The organism is Neptuniibacter pectenicola, assembly GCF_001597735.1.
In the GTDB taxonomy this organism is placed as follows: domain Bacteria; phylum Pseudomonadota; class Gammaproteobacteria; order Pseudomonadales; family Balneatricaceae; genus Neptuniibacter; species Neptuniibacter pectenicola.
On sequence record NZ_LUTS01000006.1, the window covers coordinates 54,476 to 72,984 of the forward strand.

At 44.1% G+C, this 18,509-nt stretch carries 21 protein-coding genes; 13 read left to right on the forward strand and 8 right to left on the reverse strand.

The features are described 5' to 3' along the window. Nucleotides 1-428 precede the first annotated feature (428 nt). From A3773_RS09355 to A3773_RS09370, 4 genes are read left to right on the forward strand one after another with little or no spacing between them, the layout of a single operon-like run. A complete protein-coding gene (locus tag A3773_RS09355; RefSeq protein ID WP_067985346.1) occupies nt 429-1,154 on the forward strand; it encodes a MotA/TolQ/ExbB proton channel family protein in 726 nt (241 codons plus the stop codon). Beyond that, complete coding sequence (locus A3773_RS09360; RefSeq protein ID WP_067985347.1) at nt 1,129-1,737, forward strand: DUF2135 domain-containing protein; 609 nt, start codon at nt 1,129-1,131, stop codon at nt 1,735-1,737. The genes A3773_RS09355 and A3773_RS09360 overlap by 26 nt, the downstream gene beginning before the upstream one ends. Next, on the forward strand, nt 1,734-2,249 hold the full coding sequence (locus tag A3773_RS09365; protein WP_067985349.1) for a hypothetical protein: 516 nt from the start codon (nt 1,734-1,736) through the stop codon (nt 2,247-2,249). The genes A3773_RS09360 and A3773_RS09365 overlap by 4 nt, the downstream gene beginning before the upstream one ends. 1 nt (nt 2,250) lies before the next feature. Continuing rightward, nucleotides 2,251-2,961, forward strand: a complete 711-nt coding sequence (locus A3773_RS09370) for a hypothetical protein (RefSeq protein ID WP_067985351.1) — start codon at nt 2,251-2,253, stop codon at nt 2,959-2,961. Here A3773_RS09370 and A3773_RS09375 read toward each other — a convergent pair. Further along, on the reverse strand, nt 2,958-4,169 hold the full coding sequence (locus tag A3773_RS09375; protein WP_075109538.1) for an EAL and HDOD domain-containing protein: 1,212 nt from the start codon (nt 4,167-4,169) through the stop codon (nt 2,958-2,960). The two genes, A3773_RS09370 and A3773_RS09375, sit on opposite strands and share 4 nt — an antisense overlap. Before the next feature lie 450 nt (nt 4,170-4,619). Between A3773_RS09375 and A3773_RS09380 the strand changes: the two genes are divergently transcribed. The 3 genes from A3773_RS09380 to hisA all read left to right on the forward strand — a co-directional run bounded on the left by A3773_RS09380 (nt 4,620) and on the right by hisA (nt 6,910). Continuing rightward, nucleotides 4,620-5,741 carry a murein transglycosylase domain-containing protein gene (locus A3773_RS09380; RefSeq protein ID WP_197462756.1) on the forward strand — a complete coding sequence of 374 codons (1,122 nt, stop codon included), beginning with the start codon at nt 4,620-4,622 and terminating at the stop codon, nt 5,739-5,741. Nucleotides 5,742-5,766: 25 nt separating this feature from the next. Next, nucleotides 5,767-6,015, forward strand: a complete 249-nt coding sequence (locus A3773_RS09385; protein ID WP_067985358.1) for a hypothetical protein — start codon at nt 5,767-5,769, stop codon at nt 6,013-6,015. 139 nt (nt 6,016-6,154) lie between these two features. Further along, the gene (gene hisA, locus A3773_RS09390) at nt 6,155-6,910 is read left to right on the forward strand and encodes a phosphoribosylformimino-5-aminoimidazole carboxamide ribotide isomerase (RefSeq protein WP_067985360.1); all 756 of its coding nucleotides are present in this window, start codon (nt 6,155-6,157) and stop codon (nt 6,908-6,910) included. 56 nt (nt 6,911-6,966) lie between these two features. Here the strand turns inward: hisA and msrB are convergent, their stop codons facing one another. Then, a complete protein-coding gene (msrB, locus tag A3773_RS18880; RefSeq protein ID WP_067985362.1) occupies nt 6,967-8,103 on the reverse strand; it encodes a peptide-methionine (R)-S-oxide reductase MsrB in 1,137 nt (378 codons plus the stop codon). 161 nt (nt 8,104-8,264) lie between these two features. Here msrB and A3773_RS17575 point away from each other — a divergent pair, with 161 nt between their 5' ends. Beyond that, the gene (locus A3773_RS17575) at nt 8,265-8,498 is read left to right on the forward strand and encodes a DUF1289 domain-containing protein (RefSeq protein ID WP_075109527.1); all 234 of its coding nucleotides are present in this window, start codon (nt 8,265-8,267) and stop codon (nt 8,496-8,498) included. Nucleotides 8,499-8,574: 76 nt separating this feature from the next. On the opposite strand, the gene A3773_RS09400 is transcribed toward A3773_RS17575, so the two are convergent. Continuing rightward, nucleotides 8,575-9,342 (reverse strand): TlyA family RNA methyltransferase, encoded by a 768-nt coding sequence (locus A3773_RS09400; protein ID WP_067985365.1) that lies wholly within the window; start codon nt 9,340-9,342, stop codon nt 8,575-8,577. 135 nt (nt 9,343-9,477) lie between these two features. Between A3773_RS09400 and A3773_RS09405 the strand changes: the two genes are divergently transcribed. Both A3773_RS09405 and A3773_RS09410 read left to right on the forward strand, forming a co-directional pair. Continuing rightward, nucleotides 9,478-9,900, forward strand: a complete 423-nt coding sequence (locus A3773_RS09405; protein ID WP_156473490.1) for a hypothetical protein — start codon at nt 9,478-9,480, stop codon at nt 9,898-9,900. 120 nt (nt 9,901-10,020) lie between these two features. Then, complete coding sequence (locus tag A3773_RS09410) at nt 10,021-10,407, forward strand: RidA family protein (protein ID WP_067985370.1); 387 nt, start codon at nt 10,021-10,023, stop codon at nt 10,405-10,407. 232 nt (nt 10,408-10,639) lie between these two features. On the opposite strand, the gene A3773_RS09415 is transcribed toward A3773_RS09410, so the two are convergent. Together A3773_RS09415 and A3773_RS09420 are read right to left on the reverse strand one after the other, a co-directional pair. After that, nucleotides 10,640-12,445 carry a DEAD/DEAH box helicase gene (locus A3773_RS09415; protein ID WP_067985372.1) on the reverse strand — a complete coding sequence of 602 codons (1,806 nt, stop codon included), beginning with the start codon at nt 12,443-12,445 and terminating at the stop codon, nt 10,640-10,642. Nucleotides 12,446-12,754: 309 nt separating this feature from the next. Continuing rightward, nucleotides 12,755-13,549, reverse strand: a complete 795-nt coding sequence (locus A3773_RS09420) for a response regulator (protein WP_067985374.1) — start codon at nt 13,547-13,549, stop codon at nt 12,755-12,757. 194 nt (nt 13,550-13,743) lie between these two features. Here A3773_RS09420 and A3773_RS09425 point away from each other — a divergent pair, with 194 nt between their 5' ends. Both A3773_RS09425 and A3773_RS09430 read left to right on the forward strand, forming a co-directional pair. Then, nucleotides 13,744-14,601, forward strand: a complete 858-nt coding sequence (locus A3773_RS09425) for a TraB/GumN family protein (protein ID WP_082800592.1) — start codon at nt 13,744-13,746, stop codon at nt 14,599-14,601. A 10-nt stretch (nt 14,602-14,611) separates the two neighbouring features. Next, nucleotides 14,612-15,148, forward strand: a complete 537-nt coding sequence (locus tag A3773_RS09430; RefSeq protein ID WP_067985378.1) for a hypothetical protein — start codon at nt 14,612-14,614, stop codon at nt 15,146-15,148. Nucleotides 15,149-15,214: 66 nt separating this feature from the next. Here the strand turns inward: A3773_RS09430 and A3773_RS09435 are convergent, their stop codons facing one another. From A3773_RS09435 to A3773_RS09445, 3 genes are all read right to left on the reverse strand, one after another. Continuing rightward, complete coding sequence (locus A3773_RS09435) at nt 15,215-15,853, reverse strand: helix-turn-helix domain-containing protein (protein WP_197462757.1); 639 nt, start codon at nt 15,851-15,853, stop codon at nt 15,215-15,217. Nucleotides 15,854-15,948: 95 nt separating this feature from the next. Further along, a complete protein-coding gene (gene folE, locus A3773_RS09440) occupies nt 15,949-16,587 on the reverse strand; it encodes a GTP cyclohydrolase I FolE (RefSeq protein WP_067985380.1) in 639 nt (212 codons plus the stop codon). Between the two features lie 116 nt (nt 16,588-16,703). Further along, nucleotides 16,704-17,192, reverse strand: a complete 489-nt coding sequence (locus A3773_RS09445) for a hypothetical protein (RefSeq protein ID WP_067985382.1) — start codon at nt 17,190-17,192, stop codon at nt 16,704-16,706. 301 nt (nt 17,193-17,493) lie between these two features. Between A3773_RS09445 and A3773_RS18565 the strand changes: the two genes are divergently transcribed. Further along, nucleotides 17,494-18,504 carry a methyl-accepting chemotaxis protein gene (locus A3773_RS18565; protein ID WP_156473491.1) on the forward strand — a complete coding sequence of 337 codons (1,011 nt, stop codon included), beginning with the start codon at nt 17,494-17,496 and terminating at the stop codon, nt 18,502-18,504. Nucleotides 18,505-18,509: the final 5 nt, after the last annotated feature.

The window sequence follows — 18,509 nt, forward strand, 5'->3', positions numbered from 1 at the left end:
TATCCCTGCCCGTGGCGTACCTCGTTTTTACCTTCAGCGTATTTGGTTAAAGGCCTAAATATGGGGTGGTAATGTTATCAACAAGATCTGTGGATAAGTTTGTTAGTATTATTTGGTTAAAACCCTGCAGCCCTGATAGATGTTATGGGTTCAGCATATTGCTTGAAAAAGAGACAGTGTTAAAAAACCTTAGTTTTCAGTAGGTTGCTTATTGTTTTTTAGCTATCAAATATTTTATTTTTATAAATAGTCAATAGACTATAGGCAAATAAATGCTGATCAATTTGCCTGAATATTCCTTTTAAATCTTGATACTTTTGTTCTGTCGCCGCCTGTTCTTTAGTCTCTTTCTCTTGTTTTTGTAGTTGTTTCTGTTTCAGGCTTCTTTATAGTCAGTTATGAAATACATCATCATTACAGGAAAATGAATGTCTAACCAATCTTCTTATACTGCATTTCTGTATTGGCTTTTGTTAGCAGGACTCATTGTATTTTTCCTTTTCTTGAGTTGGGACCTTGGTATGCTGAGGGTGCTCTTCGAACAAGACATTACGCGAATTAGTGTGCTTATTTTTGTTGTGTTCACACTGGTTTCTGTTCACTGTGGATATCGGAGTTGGTTCGTTGCTTCCCAAGCGACCATGCTATCTCAGCTCAAGGTAATGAGGCAGGACGATCCTACCTTTTTATTTGATCATTTCCCTAGAGGCCGCTCCCTCGTTCAAAATTTTTTAAGTCAGCTCGTTCAAAAACCGTCTGAGTCCGATACTAGCTTATCTACTGAAGTGTTGGCTGAGTCGCTACGGGGGGCTCACCAAGTCGGTTGGTTTATGGCCGGACTGGTTATTAAGTTGGGGTTGCTGGGGACGGTGGTGGGCTTTGTGTTGATGCTGAGCTCTATATCCGGACTAGATCAGCTTGATATCTCGGATATTAAAGCGCTGATGCAGCAGATGACACAGGGGATGGGGGTCGCCATGAATACAACTATGGTTGGCTTGATCGCCAGTATGTTGTTAGGTATTCAGTTGCTCCTAGTAGACCGTTGTGCCGATAGGGTGCTGTTAGAGGCGATTGATTACAGTTTGTTAGTAGGTTTGGCTGTATCGGAAGATCGAGGTAAAGACGGTGTCTCTCTTTCAGCGCAAAAATAGTTTCGATATAGATCCATTTACCGACCTGCTTTTTAATGTGTTATTAACGTTTACGTTTCTTTTTCTTATCGCTTTGCTGTTGTTAAACCCACCAGCTAAGTCGGGCATTATTGATCCAAAAGCGGAGTTCATTGTTACCGTTAGTTGGCCGGATGGTGACCCAAACGACATCGATGTTTGGGCAACAGGTCCTGAAGGTGCAAAGGTTTGGTATAAAAAAACACAGGATGGATTGATGCATCTTGATCGTGATGATCGAGGTTTAGCGAATGATACACAAACGGTTAATGGTCGCGAGATTATTAACCCTCTTAACCAAGAGGTATTAACGATTAGAGGTCGTCCACCCGGGGAGTTTATCGTTAATGTCCATTATTTTAAGAGTGAGACGAAAAAAGAGATTCCTGTAACCGTGTACTTAGCTGAAGTGAATCCAGTGATGAAGGTGCTTAATTACCATACGACCGTTTTATCCGAAGAAGGTGAAGAGGTCACAGCCGTCCGGTTTACAATTACACCGGCAGGCGAAGTGATAAATATTAATAGGTTGCAAAAAAGTTTAGTAAAGGCGATATCAAAATGAATGAAGTACTGCTTAGTCTAACGTTAGCCTATGTTTTTTTTACGGCATTGCTGCTGCTTGCTTTGGTATATAGCCGTATCCCGTGGCTTTTTAAAGGGGGATTAATTATTATCGCGGTTGGCTTTTATGGGTTGAGTTATCAGGGTTGGAAGGAGACTCAAGGTTGGTCGACCACGACCCCCTTACCCGAGCGATTTTTACTCCACTATGCTGTGATTGAGGAGCCTGATGAGGCAAAAGGAGTCAATGGCAGTATTTATATGTGGCTGACTTCAATAGGGAATTACCAGTTAGCTGAAGCGCCTAGGGCATATAGAGTAGATTACGATTTGGGGCTGCATGATAAGTTAGAAACAGCACTCCGAGAGGTCCATAATGGGAATCTACAGCTAGGTGAGATTAACCTTAATGCCGTTGTCCAAGAGAGTGTTAAAAAGCAGAATAGGACAGGGCAGAAGTATGAAGGGTTGGAGTTTGTTGAGCTTCCAGATCCATCGTTACCGGAGAAGTAAAATGAAGCGACTCTCTCTACTTTGTTTGTCGGTTTTTCTTATCGGTTGCCAAGCTGATATTGCTGAAAATGATTATTTTCCGCTTCATAAAGGGGTGAAATGGCACTATAACGTTTTTGCGGATTTAACAGATACAACGCAAACGCGACAATTTAGTATGACCAACTTAGGGCCTGTTGCGTTAGATGGCGATTATAAAGACGCGCCAGTCAGTGCGCGTTTAACCAGTGATGGAACCGCCTATTATATCCTGCAAAATGAGCAGGGTAGTTACCGGATTGCAAAACGGACGGTCGTGGAAACTCAGCCTAGATTTGATCTGAAAGCGATAAAAATTCTGCCTGATACAGAGGATCTAACTATTGGCCGTAGTTGGATTGCTGAAACGCGCTCTTATGCTTTACATGGACTGCGTTCAGCATTGCCGGATCCGAGTCAAAAAGCCTTTAATCTTACTTATGAGATTGTTGCGTTAGATAGTCGTGTTGATGTACCCGCAGGGCGATTTGAAAATTGTATCAAAGTCGAGGCTCAAGGGGTTATCAGCTTGTATGCCGATCCACGTTTAGGTTATCAAGATATCGTTGTTACACAGACGGAGTGGTACGCGCCTGGTGTTGGACTGGTTAAGCTTGTTCGAAATGAACCGATGGATTTAGAAATCTACAAAGGGGGCAGTATTACCTTTGAATTGGCGCAGTTTGAGCCTTAATGGCCGTTAATATCTTTTAATGTATCGAGTACCCAGAGTAGGCTCTCCTCCTGTGCTTGTTTAAGCGAGGCGGTTAGGTTCGGGTCATTAAGTTCATCCCATTCACCAGCCATATAATGTTTTACATCGTTCAGTAGTTGGCCTAATAGACCTGACTGTTCGAGTAACGCGGTAGAGACCTCACTTGAGACCGGCAGTTGTTCCATGATGTCGCTGAGTTCAAGATTTAACATGGCATCAATACCGGAAAGCATCCCCGTCATAAAGGCGGTGCTTGGGTTGATGGCATCGTAATCATCCGCAATTTTCTCGCACATACGAGCGCGAACAAGTATCTCTTGAATCAGTGCATTTGATGTGTGGGGGGCTTGGGTTGTGCTAATCAATAACACCCACTTTTTCAGTTCATCTACCCCTAATGCGATGATGGCCTCTGATATGCTGCTTATATTACGGGAGAGTGAAAAGCGAGCAGAATTTACAATTTTCAATAAGCGTAAGACGAGTTCCGGGTCTTTGCAGACTATCGCTTCAAGGGATTGAGCGGTTGCGTCCTCACTTTCTAACTCAGTAATGAGCTGGAGTGTTGTCAGGTCATTACAGGACAGTGTACGCCCTTCAATCAGCTGAGGACGACAGAAAAAATATCCCTGGAACAGCTTAAAGCCAAGCTTCTTACAGTACTCGAACTCATCATGGGTCTCGACCTTTTCAGCAAGCAGTGTAACTTGATGTTTTTTCAGCTCTGTGACGTGTGCAATGAGCTGTACGGGTGAGAGTTGTTGAATATCGATTTTGACTATTTTGGCAAGCGCCAGCGCAGGTTCCCAGCTTTTATCATAGAAAAAGTCATCCAGTGCGATTCGATAGCCTTTATCGGACAGTATGTGAAGTCGCTGGACGATTTTCTCTGTAATAGCCACATCTTCGAGCACCTCTAGAACTAGAGCGTCGGGTTTTAGGGCGGGTAGGTTGCCATTGTAGAGCCATTCTGCGTTGAAATTAATAAAGGCTGGAAGTGTGCGAATACGACTGTCTTGAAAGATGCTGCTATAGGCATTTAATAGCACCTCTGCTGTGGCTTGGGTTCCATCAAAAGGAAGTTGAGGTCCCATACCTTCCGCATCTCTATACAATAACTCATACGCAATGGTATTGAGTTCCTTATCAAGAATAGGCTGTCTTGCAAGTAGAATAGAGAAGGTCAAGGTGTTCACTCTTTCAGTTAATCATTATTATTATTATAGTATCCGTAAAAAATAATAACGATTGTCTGATAATAAAACGACCGTTCATTTATTCTGAATAGGGTATTTATATAAGGAATTGCTTGTTTAACACGTTATTCTTAATTGTTTAAAATTAAGATCCAGGTTGCTTTGTTGTCCATCTTTTTATTAGTATGACTATTTTAGTTATTTGAATTTAAAGGTTTTTTTGTTTTTTTTGTGAGGTGTTAATGGCTGCTATAAGGATGGTTATAGAGAGTCATCGGCTAGGGTTGTTTGAATTATAATTATTTTTTAAATAATTACGGTTACCGCTAAATAATATTTTTCTTATCTTTAACCTGCTATCTCGTATCTGTTTATGATGTGAAAACGGCGTGACGGGGATGCTTTTTGAGGGCGACAATGTTAACGAGAAGACAGTTTTTGATGGGTTCCTTACCGCTAAGTTTGGTTGGCTGTACCACGCATGATGCGTTTCGTATTGCTCAGAGTGTAGCGCGTGGCAGCTCAATCGAAGATGTTGTTGTCTCCCGTGCACAAAGTAAAGCGACGGGGTGGGTAGCGAACCCTGCGTCATTGGTTAATGATGTAAAGCGGGTTGAACGCTTTTTAACTAGCGTCTCCTCTGCCTGGGGAGGAGACGAGTCTATTAAGCCGTCGCCAAAGGCGTATGTGAAATATACCGATGGATATGCCAGTCGCGCGGTGGTCGACTTTGAAACGGGTGTGGTTAGGGTAGAAAGCCAGCATAAGCAGCATTTGAGACAGTCCATTATTAACACGCTTTTAACACCCTCCAACCCAGAGGGGGTTGACTTGTTCTCGGACCAAGAGGTTCCGCTTGGGGACGAGCCCTTTTTATTCAATCAAATAGTAGACCAAGACAGCAAACCGATTCGTTGGGCGTGGCGGGCCGGACGCTATGCCTCTTATTTGCTGAGTAAAGGGACTAAGACACGCCAGATTAGTATGCCTGATGGACAAAAAAAGAGGGTGTCTTATGTGGAATTCCCGTTGGTTCAGCAGCATAGCCTGACACGTAAACATAAATATGCCGTTTATGTAGAGCGTTATGCTGCGGCATACAAGCTATCGCCTGCACTGGTTTACGCCATTATTGAAACCGAAAGTAATTTCAATCCTTATGCGGTCAGTTGGGTGCCCGCTTATGGGCTTATGCAAATTGTACCGACAACCGCGGGGCGGGATGCATTTGAGTTGATTCATGGCTATGCAGGTACACCATCGGCGTCCTATTTATTTAATATTGAGAATAATATCCGTATGGGGTGTGCTTACCTACATATTTTACAGACCCGCTATCTAGCAAAGGTTAGAAATGCCGTGAGTAAAGAATATTGTATTATAGCGGCCTATAACGGCGGTGCGGGTAACGTATTAAGAAGCTTCTCCTCGCAACGGGATAAGGCATTTAATATCATTAATCGATCGTCGAGTGACGAGGTATGGTCTACCTTACGTACCAAAATGCCGGTAGAAAGTCAGGGGTACTTAGTGAAAGTGACCTCAGCTAAAAAACGATATTGATCTGTTATTTACACAGGGAGTGATTATGGACATTAGACGAAGGCTTAATGCTGCTATCTTACTGACTGCGTTTGTGTCTACTGCATCTTATGCTGGAGATGAAGCGTTGATACAGCGTTGTCAGTCAATACAGGACTCGATTAAGCAACTTACTTACCTTAAGCGCAAAGGGGGAGATAGTAAGCAGATGAACCGGCTGCATAAAAAACGAAATGAGTATAAAAAACAGTATAGTGAACATGACTGTAAGCGCATTCGACAGCATTTAAAATAAGCGTTCATCGTGGCCTAGCGGCCTAACTAACTCTGTGTGCTATTGGTATATATAAATCTCTAGAGATAAAAATGTACCTTCTTTTTTTAGATCGTTAAAATGCACACCTGATAACATCCTCACTTATTTGGAGTCTTTTTTGACACAATTTCGTCCATGTATCGACTTGCATCAGGGGCAGGTTAAACAGATTGTTGGTGGTAGCTTAAATGATAGCGGTGCGGAGACTAATTTTGTTAGTACGCATGATGCTGCATATTATGCAGAGCTGTATAAGACCCATCAACTTTTAGGTGGCCACGTGATTGCGTTGGGCCCAGGTAATCAAGAACAGGCATTGAAAGCGTTGGCCGCTTGGCCTGGTGGGTTACAGTTTGGTGGAGGGGTTAATAATCGCAATGCTGAGATGTTTTTACAGGCGGGTGCTTCTCATGTGATTGTAACCTCATATTTATTTGCGGATGGTCAGTTCAGCTGGGAAAAGTTAGAGGCGATTAAACAGGTCACCGGTGTTGATCGATTGATTTTAGACCTGAGCTGTCGCCGGACTGAATCAGGTTGGCAGATTGCGACAGATCGTTGGCAGACTATTACTGATACAGTCGTTAATGCAGAGACGTTGACTGAGTTGGCGTCACATTGTGCTGAGTTTTTGATTCATGCGGCTGATGTGGAAGGGCTACAAGGGGGGATTGATGAGGCGCTTGTTAAGCTGCTTGGAGACGCTTGTCCTATACCTGTGACGTATGCAGGCGGGGCCCGTTCTCTCGATGACCTTAAATTGGTTGATCAGCTCTCGGGGGGTAAAGTCGATCTGACCATCGGTAGCGCGTTAGATATTTTCGGTGGCTCTGGGGTGACACTGGATCAATGTATTCAGTGGAATAAACGATAAACAAAAGGGGTAGACCTATCATCTAACCCCTTTAATGGTATTGGCCTTAGTCTTATTTATTTAAATAAAGCGGTAAACTCCCCATAACCTTCGCTGACGAGTGATTCTTTGGGGATAAAGCGTAGTGATGCTGAATTAATACAGTATCGTAGTCCGGTAGGCGCGGGGCCATCGTTAAATATATGACCAAGGTGGGAGTTCGCTTGAGCGCTCCTTACTTCGACACGTTTCATGAAAAAGGAGTTATCCTCTTTTTCGACAATAGGTACATTCTTAATCGGTTGGGTAAAGCTTGGCCAGCCAGTGCCCGATTTGAACTTATCTTTGGATGAGAATAGAGGTTCTCCGCTCACAATATCTACATAGATTCCTTCGCGTTTCTCGTTCCAATACGCATTATCAAATGGGCGCTCCGTGCCGTCTTCTTGGGTTACGTTGAACTGCAATGGCGTGAGTACCGAACGTAAATAATGTTCTGACGGTGCGGCAAATTGAGTTGCTGCTACATCAGCGTCGGATGCTTGATTGCTGTATTTTGCATAATCAATTTTTAGTTCGTCTCCCCATCGGCTGGTGAGGTATTGATCTCGCCCTGACCCATTTCGGTAGTAACTATAGCGAATTGGATTTTTTAGGTAATAATCTTGGTGGTAGTCTTCAGCCTTATAAAACTGAGTATAAGGGCTAATTTCTGTTGCCATCGGTTTATCAAATACACCGGACTGTTCCAGTTTTGCAATTGATGCTTCGGCGGCCTGTTTTTGAGCATCGTTGTGATAGAACACGGCAGGGCGGTACTGTTGTCCGCGATCGACAAATTGGCCGCTGCCATCTGTAGGGTTCATTCCGCGCCACAAACGCTCTAGCAGGCCCTCATACGAGATGACATTAGGGTCATAGAAGACTTGAATGGCTTCAGTGTGTTTTGTTTGTCCTGATGATACTTCTTTATAGGTGGGGTCTTTTTTAACACCACCACTGTACCCCGAAATAACCTGTACAACGCCCTCTAACTTCTCAAAATCAGATTCCGTACACCAGAAACAACCGCCGGCGAATGTTGCAACCGCCAGACGAGTCGATGTTTTGACGGGATGGGCGCTCTCTGTAGCATCATTTTCCGTGCCGGTCACAAGGGTGCTAAGGCCGAATCCACTTAGGGCGATAATCGAGGCCACTATCATTTTATTCATAGCTGTTCCTAATCTTTACAAGGATGTCTTGCATGATTAGATGCACTAAGGCTCACTAGGTTCCTTAGTATTGAAAAAATGATCTGTTTTAAGAGATATCTGATTTCTTTGCTATGCTTAAGGCGTCGTTATAAGCGTGAGTTAAAACATTGCAGGATAAAATGTCAAAGACACCCTCAGGCGTTACCCATCAGCGATCACGTTCCCCTTGTGTCCGAAATTGTTGCTTGGATGACAATGATATCTGTATGGGGTGCTATCGGTCGATTCAAGAGATTATGCAATGGACGGCTATGTCGGATGATGAGCGATCAGTCATAATACTGCGGACGCAAACACGTAAGGGCTTGGCTGAGAAAAAGCTGGCTGATGTGATGAATAGTAGACGATCTTGATCTATAGGCTTAACGTGCTGGTAGTAAGCGGAACGGATACCTAGTGTCAGCGGTGGATGTTTTTCGACCTAGACACTTACGGGGTGGATTTTTTTGCTATTAATAAAAATTCTGTATTGCCATCACCGCCTTTAATTGGACTCTCAAAATAATCGCATAGGGTGAGGCCTAAATCGGCACAGCAGTCACTCATGTTGCTTTTTACTTGCGGGTATAAACGCTCGTCGCGAACGATTCCACCTCGGCCTACACCGGCTTTTCCAACTTCGAATTGGGGTTTCACTAAGCTAATTAAGTAGCCATTTTCTTTAATGAGTGGGGCCAGTGATGGCAATATTTTTAGCTGTGATATAAATGAAACATCCATTACCGCGATATCAAAGCCTTTTCCCTCTAGGGTGTGCTTTAACAGCATCTCCGAAGGCAGTTCTCTCGCGTTGATTCCCTCGTAGCATATCACGCGGCTATCATCGGCTAGCTTTTTGGCGAGTTGGCTATGGCCTACCTCAATTCCGACGACACAGCGTACACCGGCTTGGATAAGGCAGTCGCTAAAGCCTCCGGTTGATTGCCCAATATCAATGGCGATGGCATCCTTTACCGATACATGTTGTTTTTCTAACGCAGCCAAAAGCTTAAAGGCTCCGCGCGATACGAAACGGTCGGCCTCATCCGCTTCTATTTTAAATTCTGTATCATCTTCAAGTTTAAGGCCCGGTTTTGTAATAAGGTGCCAGCCACCTTTGTAAAAAGCGGTGACTTTACTATTCTTGATTAAACGCTGGGCATGGGTACGTGTGCTTGCTAAGGCGTTATTAACAAGAAGAAGGTCTACTCGTTGCATGCTTATTCCGGGTAAGATAAAACGCGTTATTATACGCATTCTACGATAGGTCAGTTAGAATTTTTGTAAACTAGGAAGCAACTTCGTGGCGGTGTAAACTGCTCAGTTAAAAGGGGTTGGAGTATGGAAGGGACTATGCGCAAGATTATTGGGATTTTATTTTTTTTACTGGCCTTACCCGTTTATGCGGTGAATGATGCTGAGCTTGAAAAGTGCCGTGAATACACTGATCCGAGTGTTAGAGGAAAATGTGTTCAGATGTATAAAAGAACAGATACACGGGCGGCCTCAGCTAGCTGTAAAAAGAATCTCGAATGCTGGAGCCAGCGTTATAGAGAGCAAGCGGAAAAGTATTGCGGTATCGCTTTTGAGCGACGGGCGGCAAGCTCCCGTTTATGGGCCCAGCATTGGGACGGGCAGGACTTTGATCAAGTACGCTGGTTGGACCGAGGTAAAGGTGTAATGGTGTATTTTGAGAGAGAATCGAACGTTGTTTTGCAGTGTATTTTCTTCCCTCATGCGCCCGCTAGAGTGCGGGTAAGTTTAGCGGCACCTTGATCGTTGGTTAAATAGGAGTGCATTACGTGTGATGGGGGGTTAAAAACCGTTGACGAGCATGACGCACTGATTCTTGATGATATAAAATAGATCGAATACATTATTTTGATAGGAATGATTATGAATAAAAGCATCATCAGCACTGAAAATGCACCTTCCGCCATAGGCACTTATTCTCAGGCGGTACGTGTGGGCAGTACCGTCTATTTATCAGGCCAAATTCCACTTGTCCCTGAAACTATGGCGTTGATTACGGAGTCTTTTTCAGCACAAGCTGAGCAGGTGTTTAAAAATTTACAAGCGGTTGCTGAAGCGGCGGGTGGTTCCCTGTCGGACATTGTGAAGGTCACTATCTTGTTATCCGATATGAAATACTTTGCTGAGGTAAATGAAATGATGGCTAAGTATTTCTCCGAGCCTTACCCTGCACGGGCTGCCTTTGCGGTTAAACAGATACCTAAAGATGCGGATATTGAGGTTGAAGCTATTATGGTGGTAGGCGAGTAGTAGAGTACGTTTGCCGAGCGATGTTCAAGGTTGATCTGAAAAAGTAAGCATCTTGCTTGCTTTTTTTATATGCGGGCTTTGTAATACCGAGGCAAAAATAAAAACACCAGATATTTTGCGAAGGGGATGCAAAATATCTGGTGTGTAAGGGCATTTCCTTATTGGTAAAGTCCTTGTTCAGCGAAAAGCTTTAAGCTAATGAGGTATTAGCGGAAAGAGGGGGTTAGCCCTCTTAGCTTTCTTTGCTTTTTCTTGTATCTTTCTTCGCACGACGAGGCGGACGGTTACGGCTATTGCTATTAGCGCCACCACCACTTCGCTTACCACGGCCACCACTTGGTGCGCCTGCAGAGTCGCTTGATAAGTCTTTAATGTTTAGACGTTGTCCGCACACAATCGCTTTACGAAGTTGCTGTACAACGGCTTTAGGCATACCTGCAGGTAGATCTACCGTAGAACAATCATCATAAATTTCGATTGAACCAATAAGGTTGGCATCTAAGTCAGCTTCGTTGGCGATAGCGCCGACGATGTTTTTAGGTGCAACCCCATGCTCATGACCCACAGCGAGCATATAACGCTGCATTTCAACGTTTGGGTTGTCTTTAAGCGGCTTCGCTTGAGTCGACATGCCTTGAGGCTGACGACGCGGTTTTCTGTCGTTACGTTCGTTGCGATCACCACGCTCTTCTCTTTCACGACGAGGTGCACGAACCTGGTCTTTCATTAGAAGTGGTGTTTCACCTTGTAATAGCTGGGCCAGTGCTGATGCAATAATAAGTGGATCAGCATCATGCTCTTGCTGGTATTCTGTAAGTAGGTTCTTATAGAATTCAAGGTCTTGGCTTTCAATCGTCTCTGTAATGCGCTCAACAAAACGTTTTACACGTTTTTCGTTGATGTCATTAGTCGATGGAAGCTGCATCTGCTCAATCTGCTGACGTGTAGCACGTTCAATTGATTTAAGCATACGTTGTTCGCGTGGAGAAACGAATAGGATCGCTTCACCTGAACGTCCCGCACGGCCTGTACGACCAATACGGTGAATATAGGATTCAGTATCGTATGGGATATCATAGTTTAATACATGGCTAATACGTTCAACGTCTAGCCCACGTGCTACAACATCGGTTGCGACAAGAATATCAATTTGACCGCGTTTTAGCTTTTCAACGGTACGTTCACGTAAGTTCTGTGAGATATCACCATTAAGCGCTTCAGAGGCATAACCGCGCGCGGCTAGTTTTTCTGATAACTCAACGGTAGCTGATTTTGTGCGAACAAATACAAGCATCGCATCAAAGGTTTGCATCTCTAAAATACGTGTCAAACCATCTAGCTTTTGATTGCCTGAAACACGTAAGTATTTCTGTGTAATCGTTGTCGCCGTTGCTGTTTTCGATTGAATACGAATCTCAGCAGGGTTGTTTAGATGTGTTTGAGCGACTTTTTTGATTTGAGCCGGCATTGTTGCAGAGAACAATGCGATCTGTCGGTCATTCGGTGTATGTTCAAGTACCCATTCAACATCATCGATAAAGCCCATACGAAGCATTTCATCGGCTTCGTCAAGTACAAGCGCTTGAAGGTTGTTGAGCTTAAGTGAACCGCGACGCATATGGTCCATAACTCGACCGGGTGTACCAACAACAACTTGTGCGCCGCGTTTTAGCTGACGTAGCTGGCTGTCATATGCCTGACCGCCGTATATCGGTAATACGTGGAAGTCGGGTAGGCTGCGCGCATAAGTTTGACATGCTTCGGCCACTTGGATAGCTAATTCACGAGTCGGCGCCAGAATCAGAAGCTGCGTATTACGGCTTTTTAAGTCAAGGCGAGATAGCAATGGCAATGCGAACGCGGCTGTTTTACCGGTACCTGTCTGAGCGACACCTAAAAGGTCACGACCTTCTAGCAAGTGTGGGATAGTGGCTGCCTGGATTGGGGACGGCGTTTCATAGCCAATTTCGTCTAGCGTTTTAAGCACGGGAGCCGCAAGGCCAAGCTCAGCAAAAGATAGCTGATCTTCTGAATTCATCTGTTTGTGTTACCTGTTTGGAATTAGGGCAGGACTGCATCATCAGTAGTTGATAACAGTATAAGCTGCTCTGGTGGGAAAGGGCGCATTATACACTGTAAGCAGTTTAGAGCAAGTTTGGAAGGGTTTTTATCATATTTATACCGTTATCTTATGGCGTTTACGATAAATAAAGGTTGTTTAATTAGTAAACAGTTGTTGGGGTGGGGAGCGGGCGTTTACTCATGCTCCCTTTTGTCGCTGACTATTGATGATGACCATATCTATCGAGGAGGCGACAGAGGTTATCTAGAGGAGCCATGTTTATCGCTACTCTTCTAAAATACGCGCTAATAGCTGTTTAATCATCGCGGGCTCAAAGGGCTTGTCCGCCATTGCATTAACGCCCGATTTAGCTACGTTACTCAAATGGGTATGGGTAGATTCACTGGTCACCATCAGAATAGGGAGGTGAGAATATTCTGAGCTGTTCCTTACATGCTCTGTTAACTCTAACCCATTGACGATCGGCATATTATAATCGGTAACAATAAGGTCAAAGCCTTGAGGTAGTAATGTAATGGCTTCTGATCCATCGATGGCTTGGGTGATTTGTGATATGCCTAGATTAGCCAAAACGTTGACGATAATTTTGCGCGCCATTTTGCTGTCATCTACAACCAGTACTCGCAACTCAGCGGGATCGTAATATTCGAGTTCTAACTCATCGTTTGAAAGTAGATCTAACGTAGAGTTAATCGCTGTGGTGAGATGGGCATGGGTAAAAGGCTTAGGTAAAATTGCGATAACGCCTGATTGTTTGAACTGATCTAATTCGTGGTGACGGGTTTCACTTGATATCAACATGAAGGGCAGGTCAGTTGTCTGGCTGTTTTGGCGTATATTCTGCAAGAGATCCATTGCGGAGCCATCCGGAAGGTGGAGGGCGCTGATGACTAAGTCGGGTTTAACCGTACCAATGCGCGTGATGGCCGCTTCTATGGTTTGAACTTCATCTATCGATTCAATAAGTGCTTTATTGAGCTCGTTTTTAATGATTTTTCGCTGTGTTGTTGAGGGTTCAACGAGCAGTATATTTAAGTCAGATGATGTAAGTTCTGTCATTTATATTCCATTATTATTGTATGAACATAGGGCATATATTATGCGGCTTAAACGTCTAAATCTTTAGTACTTGGGTCGTATGTTTGATGATAGTCTATTAATGTAGTTTAGTCTGTTGTTCGTTATAGACGGGTCTCATCTTTTTGTTTTATCTGTTATCACCGCATCGCCGCGGTTGTCTGCACAGAGGTCTCATGATGAAAACGCTTATTTTTATAATAACGTGCTTGTTTAGCTACAGTACATTCGCTGAAACATCGCTATGGCGTGTAAGTAAAGAGGGTAAGCAGCTGTTCTTAGGAGGGACGGTGCACCTCTTGGCGAAGGAGGACCTCCCTTTCCCCGTCGCATTTGATCAGGCTTATGAGCGGGCCGATACCGTTGTGTTTGAGACCGATATGGCGGCGCTCTCAGATCCCCAGATACAGATGCGGCTCATCTCTCTATTGTCGTATCAGGATGGGCGGCTGTTAAATCAATTAATATCACCCGGTCTTTATGCCGCGTTAAATAGCTATTTAACCGAGCGCAATATGATGCCTAATATGTTTATTGCGATGAAGCCTGCGGGTGTTATGTTGACGATGCTCGCGATTGAATTTAAGCGGTTAGGGATTTCGCAAGCTGGGGCTGATTCTTTTTATTATCAGCAAGCGATAGCTGATGGAAAGGCGGTATTAGCGCTTGAATCTATAGATACACACCTTCGTTTTATTAGTCATATGGGGGAGGGTAATGAGGAGCAGTTTTTACGCCAAACACTGGATGATATGAAAGAAACAGAAATGATGATGAAGGCGATTGTTCAGCATTGGAAGCGTGGGGATGTACATGGTTTGGAACTGGATGTGATTCAGGATATGAAGCTTAACTACCCACACATGTATCAGTCCTTGTTAGTGGAGAGAAATCAGCAATGGCTCCCTCAGATCAAACGTATGCTTGATGATGATGACGTTGAGCTGGTTTTGGTGGGCGCGGGCCATCTTATCGGCGCCGATGGCATTTTAAAAACCCTTGTTGATCAAGGCTATCGCATAGAACAACAGTAAGGGACACTTCATGTTAGGCACACGTATTATTTTACTCGGTATGGCGGGGGTTCCTAGTGGAGCAGGGGCGCAACCTAACGCAGAGATGATCTGTGCGGCCAACCACGCGATTCCACTTTTTTGGTTACTTCTCTTTTCCACTGATGAACTGGAACGCTTTGTGGTAGGGGAGAGTGATGAGGTATTCTTAACTCATGTTAAAGGGTCAACTTATCCTATATTGGTTGCTGAACGCTCATGCATTCAGGTCCGCTTGGAACTGCGTTATCAGCAGCTTAAAGGGCTTATTAGCCAAGAAGATGATGCGCTTTTACAGCGCTGGATCGCTTTTATTACGGCGCTTAACTATCCGGTTTTGGCGATTGATACGTATGAATTGTGGAGCAGCATGGCTGAGCCTGACTCATTGTATGATGAGATTGCAGCGGTGCTTCGTGGTTTTGAGGCTTTGACGATGGAGGATGCCGACGTTCAGCTGCAGCATTGGATCGATGATAAACGTTGGCCGGTTAATAATAGTATCGCGCTGGCGGGTTTTGGTTGGTAGAGCCCGCGCACGATGGCGTCCCCCAATCAGATTTAATCTGTATTACTTGGGGGGGTAAAGGCCCCCTTAGGCGGTAACCCAAATGACTTCAGCGTCTTCTTTACTGGTCGAAATTAATGCATGGCCCATTTCGCAGTCATAATACGCGGAGTCGCCAGTAAAGAGCTCTAATGGTTCATAGAGTTCGGTATACAGTAAAAGCGAGCCGCTCAGCACAAATAGAAATTCTTCACCGTCATGCCTAACCCAATCATTAAACTCGTCAAATGTGCGTGCCCTTACCGTTGTACGATAAGGAATCATTTTCTTTGTGCTTAGTTGAGTGGCGAGCAGTTCATGTTCGTAAGTCGGGGTCGGGTGTGGTTGGCCTTCGCCCCCTCGTGTAATATCCCGTCGCCCCCCTGTTCCCGCACCGCGTTTCGGTTGAGAAAAAAGTTGCGGAATATCGATGCCGAGTCCCTTAACGAGCTTGTTAACGGCGGTAAAGGTCGGGGAGATTTGTTCATTCTCTATTTTTGATAACGTAGATCGAGCTAACCCTGTGCGTTTGCTTGCTTCTTCTAATGTCAGGTTTTGGCTTAGGCGGATCTCTTTAACCCGTTTGCCTAACATCAGAGGCTCCAGTGTCGCTTCGGTCTGAGCATTCGCGCGTTGCAGTCCTAATTTTTCTTTCTCTTCTTTTAGGAAAAATGGCTCATCAGACATTAAGCTAGCTCCAATTTACGGTATATCATGTTGAGTGTGAGTCATCGTCACTTGACCCTGTGGGTGACGATGCTTATTCACCAATCATTGCGGACTTAGGTTAAAAATTCGGCCCGTGTTCGAGGGTTTGACTTGAAAATGCCACCCAGTGCCGTGGTTTCTGTTTCAGAATTGACATCCATGACCCCGCGCGACTTAACGCAGTAATGGGTTGCGTTAATCGATACCGCAACATTATCGGTATCGAGCAGGGTTTGTAAGGCGATCAATATCTGTTTAGTCAGGCGCTCTTGGACTTGTGGGCGCTGGCTAAAGAAACGTACAAGTCGGTTTATTTTAGATAAACCGATAATCTTTTCATTGGGTATGTAGGCCACTTTTGCGGTGCCATCAATCGTAACAAAATGATGTTCGCATGAGCTCAAGACGCTGATATTGCGAACCTTGACCATCTCTTCAAGGTCCATTTTATTTTCGATCATCGTGATCTTAGGGAAGTTCTCGTAATCTAAACCTGAGAAGATCTCATAAACATACATTTTGGCAATACGATGGGGGGTTTCGAGTAAGCTATCGTCTTCTAAGTTCATACCTAATGTGCTGACAACGTCTGACATTAACCCTTTGATTTTCTCATAGCGCTGTTCTTGGTTCATACCATTATCGATGGTGGGTGTTTCCAATCCCTTTTCTATAAGCTGGTCACGTACTGCAGATGCTTCTGCTGAAATCATAGTGTTACCTTTAAATCGGTTAATACAGTAAATGCCTTACATTATAACCAGAGAGTTGGATCACTTGGTTTGAACATAACGCCTTTTTATAAACTTTGCCCTAGAGCGCAAGTCCGTTAAAGTAGGCCAGGGAACGGGAAGTCGTCGCACATCATCCGTGGATGTTGTGTAACGTTAATCGCATGCTCTAAGTCGGAGCCTTCTCTCATGGCGTTAATAATAAGTGTTAGCACGAAAGTGATCGAGTAGTACTCAACGTGAGAGGTTAAAAATGGCAAGCTGATATCGTCATGTGCTTGCTTGCTTAAACGGGCGGCCAGTTGTGCGGCCTCACTATCATCAAACCCTTCGTCAATATTATGAATAAGCTCATAGATCTCATTCGGAAGGTGTTCATATAGATAGTTATCAATCTTAATAATGATCTTGACTAAAACTGCGTGCTCTTTTTGCTCACTTAAAAAAGGTAAGCTGACTTTTTCGTTCAACCGCTCGGCAATTTGTATCGATTCTGTTTTGTTTAAAAGCTTTCGCTGGGAACGCTTTGCAAAATAGGCTTTTGTTAACGCGTTATATTGATCATCTTTAAGCGATATTTTAGCCATGATAAATCCTTTAAATTACCGAGAGTCATAAAGCATAACAATTTTAAGTCAGTTTTATGGCTGGGGATAGGGGCGATAAGGATTGACGCTAAAAATAGGTATAGATATACGTGTATAAAGGGTCAGATCAAGAAATAATTACAATTTAAAACTAATCGATGAAACAGTGCATTAATCGATATATGATGCTAAATAAAAGTTGTCAGAGGGATTGTTGATGTTTTTCTCGGGAAAATTGAACCTTCAATTAAAGGATTTACAGGCAGAGGTCGAGCAGCTCCGCAAAGAAAATCAAAATTTGATGAATGAAAATCAATTATTGACGCGCCGCTGTTACGATCAAGAAAATACGCACGCCAACCAGGATGATGGTAAACAAGATATTTGTGCCGCTTGGGTTGAAGGGGGCGATTTAATTACTCATGTCAGAGGTACTATTTCTGAATCGGGTGAACGTTTAGAAAGTGAGAAAAACAACCTTAACAGTTCGTTTCATATATTTGATGAAACCCGTACCGCTGTAGAAACGATTTTGGAGCGTGTTCACGTTATCCAAAAGTGTGCTCAAGACGGTAATGAGCATGTACGGGGGTTAAAAACTGCGTCAGAAGAGATCGAAGTCTTTGTCGGTGTAACTCGCGACATCTCAGACCAAACAAATTTACTCGCGTTAAACGCAGCCATCGAGGCGGCGCGCGCAGGTGAGACCGGTCGAGGTTTTGCGGTTGTTGCAGATGAAGTTCGAAATCTCGCCCGCAAGGCCAGTGAAGCCAGCGATAAAATTGCAAACTTGGTGGGGCAGATTAGTGATCAAACCCTAACGGCATCAGAGTATATAGGCCAAGTCGATATGCTCAGTAGCGAGGTTGTTGCATCGGCGGAGCAGATTAAAGGAGGCGTGCGTGACGTCGTTGGCCTTTCAGAGCGTATGGGGCAAGTGATTGACCATAGTGCCGCAGATTCGTTTATTGAAAGTGTGAAGTTAGATCACGTGATTTGGAAAAATGATGTCTATCGTGGCATTGTGACCAATAAATTAGATAAGTTATCTGCGTTGGCTGATCATACATCGTGCCGATTGGGTAACTGGTACTTTAATGGGGTTGGTCGCGATAAATATAGCCACTTACCGAGTTTTAATAGCCTAGATGGGTCCCATGAACGAGTTCACTCTTCAGGGCTTGCCGCGGTTGAGGCTGCGCGTTCCGGTAATATTAAGTCGGCAGCATCTCATTTGGCGCAGATGGAAAAGGCAAGTTTAGAGGTTGCGACAACCTTAGACCGCTTGAATACGGAATTTAAAAACGCTTAGTTGTC

Excerpts from the sequence above, each read along its gene's own strand:
- A3773_RS09400 (WP_067985365.1), bottom strand. The coding sequence starts at position 9,342 with ATGCAACGAGTAGACCTTCTTCTTGTTAATAACGCCTTAGCAAGCACA.
- A3773_RS09370 (WP_067985351.1), top strand. The coding sequence starts at position 2,251 with ATGAAGCGACTCTCTCTACTTTGTTTGTCGGTTTTTCTTATCGGTTGC.
- A3773_RS09425 (WP_082800592.1), top strand. The coding sequence starts at position 13,744 with ATGATGAAAACGCTTATTTTTATAATAACGTGCTTGTTTAGCTACAGT.
- A3773_RS09380 (WP_197462756.1), top strand. The coding sequence starts at position 4,620 with ATGGGTTCCTTACCGCTAAGTTTGGTTGGCTGTACCACGCATGATGCG.
- A3773_RS09365 (WP_067985349.1), top strand. The coding sequence starts at position 1,734 with ATGAATGAAGTACTGCTTAGTCTAACGTTAGCCTATGTTTTTTTTACG.
- A3773_RS18565 (WP_156473491.1), top strand. The coding sequence starts at position 17,494 with ATGAATGAAAATCAATTATTGACGCGCCGCTGTTACGATCAAGAAAAT.
- A3773_RS09410 (WP_067985370.1), top strand. The coding sequence starts at position 10,021 with ATGAATAAAAGCATCATCAGCACTGAAAATGCACCTTCCGCCATAGGC.
- A3773_RS09445 (WP_067985382.1), bottom strand. The coding sequence starts at position 17,192 with ATGGCTAAAATATCGCTTAAAGATGATCAATATAACGCGTTAACAAAA.
- A3773_RS17575 (WP_075109527.1), top strand. The coding sequence starts at position 8,265 with ATGTCAAAGACACCCTCAGGCGTTACCCATCAGCGATCACGTTCCCCT.
- msrB (WP_067985362.1), bottom strand. The coding sequence starts at position 8,103 with ATGAATAAAATGATAGTGGCCTCGATTATCGCCCTAAGTGGATTCGGC.
- A3773_RS09420 (WP_067985374.1), bottom strand. The coding sequence starts at position 13,549 with ATGACAGAACTTACATCATCTGACTTAAATATACTGCTCGTTGAACCC.
- A3773_RS09355 (WP_067985346.1), top strand. The coding sequence starts at position 429 with ATGTCTAACCAATCTTCTTATACTGCATTTCTGTATTGGCTTTTGTTA.
- folE (WP_067985380.1), bottom strand. The coding sequence starts at position 16,587 with ATGATTTCAGCAGAAGCATCTGCAGTACGTGACCAGCTTATAGAAAAG.
- A3773_RS09430 (WP_067985378.1), top strand. The coding sequence starts at position 14,612 with ATGTTAGGCACACGTATTATTTTACTCGGTATGGCGGGGGTTCCTAGT.
- A3773_RS09415 (WP_067985372.1), bottom strand. The coding sequence starts at position 12,445 with ATGAATTCAGAAGATCAGCTATCTTTTGCTGAGCTTGGCCTTGCGGCT.
- A3773_RS09435 (WP_197462757.1), bottom strand. The coding sequence starts at position 15,853 with ATGTCTGATGAGCCATTTTTCCTAAAAGAAGAGAAAGAAAAATTAGGA.
- A3773_RS09385 (WP_067985358.1), top strand. The coding sequence starts at position 5,767 with ATGGACATTAGACGAAGGCTTAATGCTGCTATCTTACTGACTGCGTTT.
- A3773_RS09405 (WP_156473490.1), top strand. The coding sequence starts at position 9,478 with ATGCGCAAGATTATTGGGATTTTATTTTTTTTACTGGCCTTACCCGTT.